The following is a 15140-nucleotide window of genomic DNA, read 5'->3' as shown; positions in this document are numbered from 1 at the left end:
GCGCAGGGGACGCTGCAAGTACGTCCCTGTAAGCTCGGTCGCCGCATCCATGCGGCTCACGCCCCTGCGCAACCCAGCCGCCCGGCCACGGACAATTTCCTGCGGGCGCCAGCCACGAAAGACAGAACAGAAAATCAAGACCAAACGCCGATCGCTTCGCTCTCAGGCGTCTGATTGCAGGCCTTTCCCTGGTTGCCGGCCAGCGGCCGGTAACCAAGGAGCATCCACGCATGGCGTGGATCTACCGCAGATCGCGGGAAACTGTCGAAGGCGGGGTGGGTCCGGTTGCGGGGCGTGAGCCGCATGGATGCGGCGACCGAGCCTCCAGGGACGGATTCACGGCGTCCCCCGCAACCGGACCCACCCCGCCATCCCACGGAATGCCAGCTTCTGCTGTTGCTGTTGAGGTTGCCGGCCAGCGGCCGGCGCTACCGCCTCTGCGGGTGCCGGGCGCCGCCCGGCCGAAGCCTATCCCCGCTTCCGGTACAATGTCGGGCCCGTTTCCCAACTACGGTTCCCCGGACATGATGGTCCTCGAGGGCGCGCCCGCCCTGTCGCCGTTCCGCCGCGAACGTCTTGAATCCCGCCTGCAGTCCATCGCTCTCTCCCTGCGCATCAGCGGTGCCTGGCACGTCTACTTCGTGCAGGCCGAGGGCACTGCCGCCCCCGACGTCGATACCCTGTGCCGCATCCTGGAAGCCCGCCCGCAGTCCGAGGCGGTTGCTGACGGTGCGGTCAGCCGCATCGTGGTGCCGCGCCTGGGCACGCTGTCGCCGTGGTCGAGCAAGGCCAGCGAGCTGGTCCGCGGTGCCGGCCAGCCGGTGAGCCGGGTCGAGCGTGGCCTGCGCATCGACGTGCAGGGGTGGCCGACAGACGCTGCCGCCCAGCAGGCACTGGTCAAGGTGCTGCACGACCCGATGACGCAGTCGGTGCTGGAGACCGTCGAGCAGGGCCAGTCGCTGTTCTCGACCCCGGCCCGTGGCGAACTGGAGCGCGTGCCGGTGGACCAGCTGGAGGCCGCCAACCAGCGCCTCGGCCTGGCCATGGCGCAGGACGAGATCGACTACCTGCGCGAGCGCTTCACCGCGCTGGGCCGCTCGCCGTCGGACGTGGAACTGATGATGTTCGCGCAGGCCAATTCCGAGCACTGCCGGCACAAGATCTTCAACGCCAGCTGGACCATCGACGGCCAGGAGCAGGACCGCTCGCTGTTCCGGATGATCAAGAACACCCACCAGCAGACCCCGCAGCACACGCTCAGCGCGTACAGCGACAACGCGGCGGTGATCGAAGGCCATCCGGCCTCGCGCTATCGCCCGGACCCGGCCAGCGGCGAGTACCGCCGTGAACCGCAGGTGCCCAGCGCGTTCCAGATCAAGGTGGAAACGCACAATCACCCGACCGCGATCGCGCCGTTCCCGGGCGCGTCGACCGGCGCTGGTGGTGAAATCCGCGACGAAGGCGCGACTGGTCGTGGTGGCAAGCCGAAGGCCGGCCTGAGCGGATTCTCGGTCTCGCACCTGCGCATTCCCGAGCTGCCGCAGCCGTGGGAAGCGCCGCGTGCGCTGAACCCGCGCATGGCCCCGGCGCTGGAGATCATGACCGACGGCCCGCTCGGCGGCGCCGCGTTCAACAACGAATTCGGCCGCCCGGCGCTGCTCGGCTACTTCCGCAGTTTCGAACTGCCGGAAGGCGCCGACCTGGTGCGCGCCTACGACAAGCCGATCATGCTGGCCGGTGGCCTGGGCGCCATCGATCGCGTGCAGGTCGACAAGATCCTGCTGCAGGACGGCGATGCCGTGATCGTGCTCGGCGGCCCGGCGATGCTGATCGGCCTCGGTGGCGGTGCCGCCAGTTCGGTCGCCTCCGGTGAGAGCGCCGAGGACCTGGACTTCGCCAGCGTGCAGCGCGACAACCCGGAAATGGAGCGTCGCTGCCAGGAGGTCATCGACCGCTGCGTGGCGATGGGCGCTGACAATCCGATCAAGTTCTTCCATGACGTCGGTGCCGGTGGCCTGTCCAACGCCATTCCCGAACTGCTGCACGATTCCGGCGTGGGCGGCATCATCGACCTGGGCAAGGTACCCACCGACGATCCGTCGCTGTCGCCGATGCAGCTGTGGTGCAACGAGTCGCAGGAGCGCTACGTGCTCGGCGTGGCGCAGGAGCGCCTGGCCGAGTTCGCCGCGCTGTGCGCACGCGAACGCTGCCCGTTCGCTGCCGTGGGCGTGGCTACTGCCGAGGAACACCTGGTGGTGGCCTATGGCGCCGTGCCGGGCAACATTCCGGCCGACGCGCCGATCGACCTGCCGATGGACGTGCTGTTCGGCAAGCCGCCGAAGATGCACCGCGATACCGCGCATCCGCCGGCACCGCGCTGGCCGGCCCTGAAGACCGCTGGCCTGGATCTGCAGGAAGCCGGCCTGCGCGTGCTCGCGCACCCGACCGTGGCCTCCAAGAACTTCCTGGTCACCATCGGCGATCGCAGCGTGGGCGGCCTGACCGCGCGCGAGCAGATGGTCGGCCCGTGGCAGCTGCCGGTGGCCGACGTGGCGATCACCCTGGCTGATTTCGACGGCGTGGCCGGCGAGGCGATGGCGCTGGGTGAACGCACGCCGCTGGCGCTGCTGGACGCGGCGGCCTCGGCCCGCATGGCCGTTGGCGAAGCGCTGACCAACCTGTGCGCGGCCCCGGTCGACGCGCTGGATGAAATCAAGCTGTCGGCGAACTGGATGGCCGCTGCCGGCCACCCGGGCGAAGACGCGCTGCTGTACGACGCGGTGAAGGCGGTGGGCATGGAACTGTGCCCGCAGCTGGACATCAGCATCCCGGTCGGCAAGGACTCGCTGTCGATGCAGGCGCAGTGGCACGACCAGGGGCAGGCGCACAAGAGCGTGTCGCCGGTGTCGCTGGTGATCACCGCGTTCGCGCCGGTGGCCGATGCGCGCCAGCAGCTGACCCCGCTGCTGGACCGCGACATCGACAGCGAGCTGTGGCTGATCGGCCTCGGGGCCGGCAAGCAGCGCCTGGGCGGTTCGATCCTGGCCCAGGTGCATGCCGACCATGGCGACCTGCCGGCCTTCGCCGGCGCCGCCCCGGACCTGGACGACCCGCAGCGGCTGCGTGGCTTCTTCGAGCTGATCCGCGATGCACGCCAGGCCGGCCTGCTGCGCGCGTACCACGACCGCAGCGACGGTGGTGCGTTCGCCGCGCTGTGCGAAATGGCCTTCACCTCGCGCCTGGGCCTGGACATCACCCTCGATGCCTGGGGCGATGACCCGTTCCGCAGCCTGTTCAATGAAGAGCTGGGCGCCGTTGTGCAGATCGCCCGCGAAGACCGCGCCGCGTTCGCCGACCTGGTCGAGCGCCACGCGCTGACCGAGTGCGCACAGCGCATCGCCAAGCCCACCACTGCACCGGTGGTGCGGGTGTCTCTGGGTGGTGACTCGCTGGCCGAATGGCGCTGGGAAGCGCTGTTCGACGCCTGGTGGTCGGTCACCCACGCCATGCAGAAGCGCCGTGACAACCCGGCCAATGCCGATGCCGAGCGCGAGATCGCCCGTGCCTTCAGCGCGCCGGGCCTGAAGCCGAAGGTGAGCTTCGACCACAACGAGGATGTCGCCGCGCCGTTCGTGCAGACCGGGTCGCGCCCGCGCGTTGCGATCCTGCGCGAACAGGGCGTCAACGGCCAGATCGAAATGGCCAACGCCTTCGAACGTGCCGGCTTCCGCGCGTTCGACGTGCACATGAGCGACCTCATCGAAGGCCGCGTGGCGCTGCAGGACTTCACCGGCCTGGTTGCCTGCGGCGGCTTCAGCTACGGCGACGTGCTCGGTGCCGGCCGCGGCTGGGCGACCTCGATCCTCGAGCGCAGCGCGCTGCGCGATGCCTTCGCCGCGTTCTTTGCGCGCGAGGACAGCTTCGCCCTGGGCGTGTGCAACGGCTGCCAGATGATGAGCCAGCTGAGAGACATCATCCCCGGTGCCGAACACTGGCCGCAGTTCCGCCGCAACGCCAGCGAGCAGTTCGAAGCCCGCACCGCGCTGCTGGAAGTGGTGGAGTCGCCGTCGATCCTGCTGCGTGGCATGGCCGGGTCGCGCCTGCCGGTGGCGGTGGCGCATGGCGAAGGCCAGGCGGTGTTCGACAACGCCGTCGACCAGGCCACGGCCCGTGTCGCACTGCGCTACATCGATGGCAACGGCAACGTCGCCAGCCAGTACCCGCTGAACCCGAACGGCTCGCCCGACGGCATCACCGGCCTGACCAGCACCGACGGCCGGGTGACCATCATGATGCCGCACCCGGAGCGCACCCCGCGCGCGCTCAACCTGAGCTGGGCCCCGTCCGAGTGGCAGGGCGATTCACCGTGGATGCGCATGTTCCGCAACGCACGGGTGTGGTGCGGTTGATCGCACGCGCATTGCGCAGCTGACGATGCCATCGCGTATGGAGAACCCGCCGGGAAACCGGCGGGTTTTTCTTTGTCCATACGGAAACTCCTGAACTGGCCATCAGTTACATGCGTTTTCATAAGTGAGGATTTCCTCACGTGCGCCTAACAAAATGCGTGCATAAACAAGTGAAACAGTGAACTGCTTCACGGCAATGGGTTTTGCTGCGTCAAACTCTTGACGATCCGCAAAGATGCCGTTAACACTTGACCCCCGTTTCAAATCTGTTCATCCCGCAGTAACCGCACGGCGCATGCGCTCGGTTTTCTGTCCCCGCGCGCCGTTCGGCAATACCCGCAGTAAATCACGCGAATAAACGCCCCCAGGGGACGTTGGGCCACGAAGGCTCGGCGGTGGCGTTGCTTTGCCCAAAACCAGTCCAATCAGGAGCCGTACCGATGAATCGGATTTATCGCAAGGTCTGGAACAAAGCATTGGGTCAGTTGGTGGTGGCCTCGGAACTGGCCTCTTCCAGCTCATCAGGCGGGGTCGTCGACCAGCGCCGCGGTGCGACCGATGCCGCGCCGGCACGACTGGCTGCAGCGCTGGCCTTGGCAATGGGACTGGGCATGACCGGCATCGCTGCGGCGCAGTCGGTTGAGATTGGGGGTAGCGCGAACTGCGTGGTGCTCAACAGCAAGGTGCTGGACAAGTGCGTGGTCGATGGCAGTGCCAGCGCCAAGGGCAGCAACGCGGTGGCGATTGGCGCGGGTACCAGCGCCACCGGCGCCAACAGCGTGGCGCTGGGCGCCGGTTCCAAGGCAACGCGCGCCAACACCGTTTCTGTCGGTGATGCCGGCAAGGAACGGCAGGTGACCAATGTCGCCGCCGGTACCGCCGCCACCGATGCGGTGAACAAGGCACAGCTGGATGCACAGGCGCGCGCCACGCAGGCCGCGCTTGCGCAGGCGGCGGCCGAGGGCAGCCGCTATTTCAAGGCCGATGGCGCTGGTGATGACAGCGACGCGGCAAAGATCGAAGGCCAGGGCGCCATCGCGGTCGGTAGTGGCAGCCAGTCGCTGGCCAACGCCACCACCGCGGTCGGCACCCAGGCGATTGCCGCAGGACTTGGTGCCAGTGCCTTCGGCCAGAACGCGCTCGCCTTCGGTGATGCCAGCGTGGTGGTCGGGCAGAGTGCGGCCGCCTTCGGCCTTGGCGATACGGCGGTGGGCGCAAGTGCCGTGGCCGCCAGCGAGAACGGTGCAGCCACCGCGTTGGGTGCACTGTCCGAGGCCAGCGCCGATGGCGCTACCGCGGTCGGCGCGGGTGCCGTGGCGATGGGCCCCGGCAGCACCTCGCTGGGCCGTGGTGCAACCGCCGCCAACGAAGCGTCGATTGCCGTCGGTGCGTTCAGCACGGCGGTGGGCGAATACAGCGCCGCGCTGGGTTCCAATGCGGCGGCCGTGGCCACCGGTAGCGTGGCGCTGGGCGCCGGCTCGCTGGCCGACCGCGTCGATACCGTGTCGGTGGGTGCGGTCGACTACGGCCTGACCCGGCAGATCACCAGCGTTGCCGCCGGTACCGAAGATACCGATGCGGTCAACGTCGCTCAGTTGAAGGACGTGGCAGCGGTAGCCGATACCACCGCCAAGCGATTCCAGGCCACCGGCAGCAGCAACAGCGATGCCGGTGCGTTGGCCGAGGGAGATGACGCGCTCGCCGCTGGCGAAGCCGCCAATGCGATCGGCAACGGTACGACCGCCGTCGGTGCAGGTGCGACCGCCGTCGCGCAGAACGCCACCGCGGTCGGCAACAACGCGCTTGCATCTGGCCAGAACAGCGCGGCCTTCGGCAACAACGCGCAGGCAGTCGGCCCGGGCAGCGTCGCCGTCGGCGGTGCTGCGGTGGATGCCGATGGCAATCCGCTGATCACCAGTGGTGGCGTGCCGGTAGAGACCGGCGCCACCAGTGCCGGGGTCGGTGGTACCGCCGTCGGCGCCAGCGCCGATGCCGGTGGTTTCGCAGCGTCGGCGTACGGCGTGGGAGCCTACGCGGCAGGCGCACAGTCGTCGGCGTTCGGCGCTGTCTCCAATGCCATCGGCGACTACTCCACCGCCGTCGGTACGCAGAGCAACGCTACCGGCACCAGCAGCGTGGCCATCGGTGGCCCGGCCGACCTGATCCCGGGCCTGGGCTTCTTCGTGCAGACCCAGGCCAGTGGCGAAGCGGCCACCGCCGTCGGTGCCGGTGCCATCGCCAGCGGCGACCAGGCCGTGGCCAATGGCAGCCTGACCGAGGCGTCCGGTGCCGAATCCGTCGCGGTGGGCTACTTCGCCTATGCACCGGGCGAGAACGCCAGCGCGCTGGGCGCGCAGACCTGGGCCAGTGGCACGCAGAGCACCGCCGTCGGCTACTACGCCACTGCGCGTGGTGCCAACAGCGTTGCACTGGGCGCCAATTCCGAAGCAGTGCGCGCCAACAGCGTGGCCGTGGGCAGTGCGGGCAACGAGCGGCAGATCACCAGCGTGGCGGCCGGCAGCGAAGCCACCGACGCAGTGAACAAGGCCCAGCTGGACGCCGTGGCCAGCACCGCTGACACCACCGCGCGCTTCTTCCAGGCGCAGCCGGAAAGCGGCAGCGATGCCGGCGCCTATGCAGAGGGAGAGGGTGCGGTAGCGGCGGGCTCGGCCAGCAACGCCATCGGTGCCGGCGCGCTGGCACAGGGCGCAGGCGCGGCCGCCATCGGCGCCGACAGCGTGGCATTGGGTCGCAATACCTTCGCCGACGGTGACGGTGCGGTAGCCGTGGGTGGCCTCGGCCAGGCCTACGACGAATACAACCAGCCGCTGCTGGATGAGCAGGGCAACCCGGTGCAGATCGGCACCACCGCTTCGGCCGGTTCCACCGCCGTCGGCAATGCCGCGCAGGCGACCGGTGCCAGCAGCAGCGCCTTCGGCAATGCGGCACAGGCCACCGGCGACAACAGCTTCGCGGCAGGCGGCAAGTCGCGCGCTACCGGCAGCTATGCCGTCGCCGTCGGCGACAGCGCCTTCGCCAAGGCCGATGACAGCACCGCCGTGGGTGGCTACAGCACTGCCAGCGAGGAAGGCGCCACCGCCTTCGGTGCCGGCGCGTGGGCCACCGGCCGCAATGCCTCGGCGTTTGGTCCGGCGGCATGGGCCAGCGCCAACGGTGCCACCTCCATCGGCTACAACAGCTGGGCCAACGGCACCAGTTCCACCGCCGTCGGCCGCGGCGCCTTCAGCTACGGCGACAACAGCGTTGCGCTGGGCTTCCAGGCGCTGGGCAACAGCATCAACAGCATCGCCATCGGCGCCAACACGGTGGCCGGTGGGGAAAGTGCGATCGCCCTGGGCGCGGGCAGCACGGCCAGTGGCAACAACGCGGTTGCACTGGGTGCTGGTTCGGTGGCCAGCCGCGACCGCAGCGTGTCAGTGGGCAGCGCCGGCAACGAGCGGCAGATCACCAGTGTGGCGGCCGGTACCCAGGCCACCGATGCGGTGAACAAGTCGCAGCTCGACGCGGTTGCAGCCAGTGCCGCGACCACCAGCAAGTACTTCCAGGCCAGCGGCAGTGCCGACAGCGACGCCGGTGCCTACGTGGAAGGTGACAACGCGCTGGCTGCAGGTGAATCGGCCAATGCCATCGGCAACGGCGCAACCGCCCTCGGCAGTGGCGCCAATGCACTGGCCGGCAACGCACAGGCCATCGGCTTCAATGCCCTGGCCAGCGCGGCCAATGCCAGCGCCATCGGTGCCAACGCACAGGCGACCGGCGAGTACGCCACTGCTCATGGTGCCGAGAGCGAAGCCAGCGGCGAACAGAGTGCGGCGTTCGGCGCGGCCGCGGTGGCCAGCGGCGCCGGCAGCACCGCCAGCGGAGTGCTGTCCGAAGCCAGCGGCGAAGAAGCCGTGGCGATGGGCTACTTCAGCAACGCCAGCGGTGAGGCCGCCACTGCGGTCGGCAGTGAAAGCGTGGCCAGTGGCACCGCTTCGGCAGCATTCGGCATCGGTGCCGAAGCGACCGGTGGCTACAGCACCGCCATCGGCGGTTACGCCAACGCCTCGGCATTCAACGCCACCGCCTTCGGCAACTTCGCCAACGCCTCCGGTTCCAACAGCGTCGCGCTTGGTGGCGATTCGGAAGCATCCGGTGCCTACAGCACCGCCACCGGCCAGGGCAGCCTGGCTACCGGCACCAATGCCGTGGCCGTCGGTGGCTCGTTGTTCGGCCTGCTGGCGACCGAAGCATCCGGCGACTATTCCACCGCGGTCGGTGGCGGCGCCTATGCGCCGGGCATCAACAGCACCGCGCTGGGCAACGCGGCGGAATCGCGCGGTGCCAACAGCGTGGCGCTGGGTGCCGATTCGATTGCCGACCGCGACAACACCGTGTCGGTCGGGGGCGGCGGCAACACCCGCCAGATCACCAACGTGGCCGCCGGTACCCAGGGTACCGATGCGGTGAACAAGGACCAGCTGGACGCGGTAGCCGCCGAAGGCGCGAAGACCAGCAAGTACTTCCAGGCCAGCGGCAGCGCCGACAGCGACGCCGGTGCCTACGTGGAAGGTGACAGCGCGCTGGCCGCCGGTGAGGCCGCCAATGCGATCGGCACCGGCGCCACCGCACTCGGCAGTGGTGCAACGGCGGTAGCGGCAAACGCTACGGCGGTAGGCTTCAACAGCCTGGCCAGCGGCGGCAGTGCGGCTGCGGTGGGCAACAACGCGCAGGCGACGGGCGAAGACAGTGCGGCGCTCGGCAGCGGCGCGGTGGCCAGCGAAACCAGCACCACCGCGACCGGTGCAGGCGCGCAGGCGACGGCGGTGTACAGCACGGCCAACGGTGCCGAGGCGGTCGCCAGCGGTGCGCAGTCGCTGGCCAGTGGCTTCCGTTCGGCAGCCTCTGCAGACGGCACCACCGCAGTCGGCGGCTACAGCGAGGCCAGCGGTCGCCTCGGCTCGGCGCTGGGCTATGGCACCGTGGCCAGTGGTGCCAACAGCACCGCTGCCGGCGTGTTCGCTGCGGCGTCGGGCGCCAGCTCGGTGGCGATGGGTGATTCCAGCGAAGCCAGCGGCGATGAGAGCGTGGCCATTGGTGGCAGCACCTTCTTCGGCCTGGTGCCATCACGAGCCAGTGGCTACGGCGCAGCGGCGTTCGGTGCCGGTGCCTGGGCCACCGACGACTACGCCACTGCAATCGGCTGGAATTCGTGGGCCGATGGCGCCGAATCGACGGCGCTGGGCGCCAGCGCTACCGCCAACGGTGCCAACAGCGTCGCCCTGGGCGCAGGCTCCAAGGCCGACCGTGACAACACGGTGGCCGTCGGCAGTGCCGGCAGCGAACGCCAGGTGACCCACGTGGCGGCTGGCACCGAAGGCACCGATGCGGTCAACAAGAACCAGCTCGATGCTGTCGCCGCTACGGCGGACAAGACCAGCAAGTACTTCCAGGCCAGCGGCAGCGCCGACAGCGATGCCGGTGCCTATGTGGAAGGCGACAACGCACTGGCGGCCGGTGAAGCGGCCAATGCGATCGGCAATGGCGCCACCGCGCTCGGCAGTGGTGCCACGGCCGTGGCCGCCAACGCGACCGCCGTGGGCATCAACTCGCTGGCCACGGGCAGCAATGCGGCTGCGGTAGGCAGCAACGCGCAGGCCACCGGCGAAGACAGTGCCGCACTCGGCAACGGCGCGGTAGCCAGTGGCATCAGCGCCACCGCTACCGGCACCGCTGCACAGGCCAGTGGCGTCTACAGCACCGCCAACGGTGCAGAAGCCGTCGCCAGCGGTGCGCAGTCGCTGGCCAGTGGTTTCCGCAGTGCCGCTTCGGCCGATGGCACCACCGCCATCGGTGGTTACAGCGAAGCCAGCGGCCGCCTCGGCACCGCGCTGGGCTACGGCTCGGCAGCGACCGGTGCCAACACCACGGCTGTCGGCTTTGGAGCGGCGGCAGCAGGCAGCGGCGCCGTCGCCGTCGGTCAGTCCAGCCAAGCCAGTGGCGCAGAGAGTGTCGCCATCGGCGGCAGCACCTTCTTCGGCCTGATTCCGTCGCGTGCCAGCGGTACCGGCGCGGCGGCGTTCGGTGCCGGTGCCTGGGCGACCGATGACTACGCCACCGCGATCGGCTGGAATGCATGGGCCGATGCGGCTGACAGCACCGCCCTGGGTGCCAGCGCGACCGCCAACGGTGTCAACAGTGTCGCCCTTGGTGCGGGCTCGAAGGCCGACCGTGACAACACGGTGGCCGTCGGCAGCGCGGGCGGTGAACGCCAGGTCACCCATGTTGCTGCCGGCACCGAGACCACCGATGCAGTGAACAAGGGCCAGCTGGATGCCGTGGCCAGTGTCGCCGACAAGACCAGCAAGCACTTCCAGGCCAGCGGCAGTGCCGACAGCGACGCCGGTGCCTACGTCGAAGGTGACAATGCGCTGGCGGCCGGTGAAGCGGCCAATGCGATCGGCAATGGCGCCAGTGCGCTCGGCAGTGGTGCCACCGCGGTCGCGGCCAACGCCACCGCCGTCGGCTTCAATGCGCTGGCCAGTGGTGCCAATGGCGCGGCGCTGGGCAATGCGGCGCAGGCCACCGGCGTGGACAGCGTGGCCCTGGGCAGTGATGCTGCCGCCAGCGAGCTCGGTTCCAGTGCCACCGGCGCCGGTGCGCAGGCCAAGGGTGCCTACAGCACCGCCAGCGGCGCGCAGTCCTCCGCCAGCGGCACACAGTCGCAGGCCAGTGGCTTCCGTGCCACGGCAACGGCCGACGGTGCATCGGCGCTGGGCAGCTACGCCGAGGCCAGTGGTCGTCTCGGTACCGCTGTTGGTTACAGCGCCAAGGCCACCGCAGCCGGTTCGACCGCGGTTGGTTTCGGTGCCACGGCAAGTGCCGCCAACAGCACGGCGTTGGGTGCGTCGGCAGTGGCCGATCGGGCGAACACCGTGTCGGTGGGCAGCGCAGGCGCAGAGCGGCAGATTACCCGCGTTGCCGCAGGCACCCAGGCCACCGATGCGGTGAACCGTGCGCAGCTGGATGCGGTCGCATCCACTGCCGATGCCACCAGCCGCCACTTCCGCGCCAGCGGCAGTGGCACCGCAACCGCCAGCGGCACCGACGCGGTGGCCATCGGCTCGGCTGCCAATGCGGGCGGTGCACGCAGCAACGCACTGGGTGCCAATGCCTCGGCCATGGGTGGCGGCGCGCTTGCGCTGGGTGCCAACAGCGGCGTCACCGGGACCAACTCGGTCGCCCTCGGCACCGGTGCACGCGCCCTGGAGGCCAACGTGGTCTCGGTTGGTGGCGGCAACGGCACCGCCGGCCCTGCTACGCGCCGCATCGTCAACGTTGCCGATGGCCGCATCGCCGCCGGCAGCAGCGACGCCGTGACTGGTTCACAGCTCAACGTTACCAACCAGCGGGTGGGTGCGGTGGAAACCCGGGTCGGTGATTTCGACTCGCGCATCGCCACCGTTGAAACCAGCGCGGCCAGCTCGGTCGGCTACGACGATGCCAGCCGTGACCGCCTGACCCTGGCTGGTATCCAGGGCACCACCATCGACAACGTCGGCGCCGGCAGCATCGCCTCCGGCAGCCGCCAGGCGATCAACGGTGGGCAGCTGTTCCAGTCGCTCAGCGATGCCGCCAGCTTCCTCGGTGGCGGTGCCAGCGTCGGCATGCAGGGCGTGTTCGTTGCGCCGAACTATGTGATCCAGGGGTCCACCTACAGCAACGTCGGCGACGCGCTGGGTGCACTGGACCGCAAGGTCAGCGAGATCGATCGTCGCACCGCCAGCGGCACGCGTTCCGGCGCGGCCAGCCTGCGTTCGATGGCCGCTCCGCTGGACGCAGACGCGTCCAACGTGGCCATGGCATCGGCTGCCACCGACGCGAGCCTGGCTGATGGCGGATCGGCAACGGCCCGTGTGCAGGGAACCCCGACCGCTGCCAGCGCAGGCAGTGCTCAGCCGGCACTGGTCGCAGGCGGTGGCGTCAACGCCGTCGCGATGGGCGATGGCGCTGTCGCCAGCGGTGCATCGTCCACCGCTGTCGGCCAGGGCGCGAGTGCAACGGCGGCCAATGCGGTGGCGCTGGGCCAGGGCTCGGTTGCCGATCGCGCCAACACCGTCTCGGTCGGCAGCGAGGGCAACGAACGCCAGGTCACCAACGTGGCGGCCGGTACCACCGCAACCGATGCGGTCAACAAGGGCCAGCTGGATCGTGGCATCACCACCGCCAACAGCTACACCGACAGCCGCGTGCAGGCAGTCACCGACAGCTTCGATGTGTTCAAGGGCGAAGTTGATGGACGCCTGCGCCACATGGATCGCCGCATCGACCGCCAGGGCGCGATGAGCGCAGCGATGCTCAACATGGCCACCAGTGCCGCCGGCATCCGCACCCAGAACCGGGTCGGCGTCGGCATCGGTTTCCAGGGCGGCGAGTCGGCCATGTCGCTGGGCTACCAGCGTGCGATCAGCGATCGCGCCACGGTCACCGTCGGTGGTGCCTTCAGCAGTGATGACAGCTCGGTCGGCGTCGGTGCCGGCTTCGGCTGGTAAGTGCGCAACAACGTGCCGGTGGGCAATCCCATCGGCACGTCGAGCAGTGAGCGCCAAAGGGGCGTGGCATGGCAACCCTGGTGGGCCAGCCAGGGCAGTCGCAGGGAGTGATGGCCGTAGTGAGCTCCGTCCGTGCAACGGGCGGAGAAGGAAAGCTCAACCATGACCTTGAAGAGGATTTCGAACGTGACCAAGAAGCAGACCCTTCGCATCAATGTGCTGGCTGCCGCCGTGTTGTCGCTGACTGTCGGCGTCGGTGCGGCGCATGCGGCCAAGCCGGGCGTGGCCAAGGAACCGGCGCGCGTGGCCAGCACTGCCCAGCAGAGCGTGGACGGCATCATCGTGAAGTACCGCAACGGCACCGCGGCCGCCAGCGATCGTTCGACCAAGCTCTCGGTCGTGCAGGCGGCACTGTCGCGTGCCATCGTCAGCAGCGGCACCACCAGCCGTGCTGCGGCACTTTCCCCGCTGGTGGAGCGCAAGCTCGGTACCGGTGGCGACCTGATCCGCCTGAAGTCCCGGCTGGGCTCGGCCGACATGCAGAAGGTACTGGCTGAACTGAATGCCGATCCGTCGGTGCAGTACGCGGTGGCCAACGTGCGCCTGCAGCGCTCGGACCTGCGTGCCACCAATGCGCAGCCGGCACTGGTGCCCAACGATCCCAACTACGCGCAGTACCAGTGGAACTTCTTCAACGCCACCGGTGGTGTGAATGCACCGGCCGCGTGGGATCTCTCGCAGGGCGAGGGCATCGTGGTCGCCGTGCTCGATACCGGCATCCTGCCGGGCGTGCCGGATTTCGGCAGCAACCTGCTGGAAGGCTACGATTTCATCAGTGACAAGGAATCCTCGCGCCGCCCGAACGATGGCCGCGCACCGGGTGCCACCGACTACGGCGACTGGGTGGAAACGGCCAACGAGTGCTACACCGGTTCCGAACCGGAAGGCAGTTCCTGGCACGGCACGCACGTGGCCGGCACCATTGCCGAGGTGACCAACAACGGCAGTGCCCTGGCAGGCCTGGCCTACAAGGCCAAGGTCTTGCCGGTGCGCGTGCTGGGCAAGTGCGGCGGCACCCTGGCCGACATCAGCGACGCCATCACCTGGGCGTCGGGCGGCACCGTGCCGGGCATTCCGGCCAACACCAATCCGGCGGAAATCATCAACATGAGCCTGGGCGGTGGCGGCGCCTGCGATGCCGCCTACCAGGACGCGATCAACGGCGCAGTGTCGCGCGGCACCCTGGTGGTGGTCGCGGCCGGCAACGAAACCGACAACGCGTCCAAGTACCGTCCGGCCAGCTGCAACAACGTGGTGGCGGTGGGTGCGACCCGTGTCACCGGTGGCATCACCTATTACTCCAACTACGGCACTGCGGTCGACCTGTCGGCCCCGGGCGGTGGCGGCAGCGTCGACGGCAACCCGAACGGCTACATCTGGCAGGTCGGTTCCAGTTCGGAAACCACCCCGGACGCCGGTGAGTGGGTGCTGATGGGCAAGGGCGGTACCTCGATGTCCTCGCCGCACGTTGCCGCGGTGGCAGCCATGGTGCAGAGCGCGCTGATCGCCAAGGGCAAGGAGCCGCTGGCGCCGGCCGCGCTGGAAACCCTGCTCAAGCAGTCGGCGCGCAAGTTCCCGGTGACCATCCCGGCGGCCACCCCGATCGGTACCGGCATCCTCGATGCCAAGGCCGCACTGGATGCTGCGCTGAAGGAGCCGTGCACCGAGAACTGCGAGCCGGAAGGCATTCCGCTGACCAACAAGGTGACCGTGGGCGGGCTGGCCGGTGCGGCCGCCAGCGAAACCGTCTATACCTTCGAAGCGGCCGCCGGCAAGACGCTGAGCGTGCTGACCTACGGCGGCAGCGGCAACGTGTCGGTATACCTGGCGCAGGGCCGCGTGCCCACGGCCACCGACAACGATGCCAAGTCCACCCGCCCGGGCAATACCGAAACCGTGCGCGTGGCCAAGCCGGTGGCCGGTACCTACTACATCAAGGTGGTGGGTGAGGCCGCTTACAGCGGGGTGAGCATCCTGGCGACTCAGTAATCACCGACTGTCGTAAATGAATAAGCGGGGCCCGTCACCTGTGTGACGGGCCTCGTCTTTTTACGAAAGGAGAACCGGAGAGGGTGGAAACCACGGCTTAACTGCTAAAGTCGGGACGATCGACAGGAGA

3 protein-coding genes are annotated in these 15140 nt (G+C 69.0%); all 3 read left to right on the top strand.

Annotation, left to right across the window (positions count from 1 at the left end; translation table 11 throughout):
- The first annotated feature begins 524 nt into the window (after positions 1-524).
- The 3 genes from purL to TEP_RS16620 all read left to right on the top strand — a co-directional run bounded on the left by purL (position 525) and on the right by TEP_RS16620 (position 15010).
- Complete coding sequence (gene purL, locus TEP_RS16630; protein ID WP_206140239.1) at positions 525-4409, top strand: phosphoribosylformylglycinamidine synthase; 3885 nt, start codon at positions 525-527, stop codon at positions 4407-4409.
- Between the two features lie 440 nt (positions 4410-4849).
- Positions 4850-12961, top strand: a complete 8112-nt coding sequence (locus TEP_RS16625) for an ESPR-type extended signal peptide-containing protein (protein WP_132825993.1) — start codon at positions 4850-4852, stop codon at positions 12959-12961.
- A 162-nt stretch (positions 12962-13123) separates the two neighbouring features.
- Positions 13124-15010 (top strand): S8 family peptidase, encoded by a 1887-nt coding sequence (locus tag TEP_RS16620; protein WP_206140237.1) that lies wholly within the window; start codon positions 13124-13126, stop codon positions 15008-15010.
- Positions 15011-15140 lie beyond the last annotated feature (130 nt).

It is taken from the genome of Stenotrophomonas sp. TEPEL, from assembly GCF_004348785.1.
GTDB classification, from domain to species: Bacteria; Pseudomonadota; Gammaproteobacteria; order Xanthomonadales; family Xanthomonadaceae; genus Stenotrophomonas; species Stenotrophomonas indicatrix.
Note: the sequence above shows the minus strand (reverse complement) of the source record. Positions and strands in the feature narration are given on the sequence as shown.

What these genes read in the sequence shown, in the direction of transcription:
- purL (WP_206140239.1), top strand. Translation starts at nt 525, where the DNA reads ATGATGGTCCTCGAGGGCGCGCCCGCCCTGTCGCCGTTCCGCCGCGAA.
- TEP_RS16625 (WP_132825993.1), top strand. Translation starts at nt 4,850, where the DNA reads ATGAATCGGATTTATCGCAAGGTCTGGAACAAAGCATTGGGTCAGTTG.
- TEP_RS16620 (WP_206140237.1), top strand. Translation starts at nt 13,124, where the DNA reads ATGACCTTGAAGAGGATTTCGAACGTGACCAAGAAGCAGACCCTTCGC.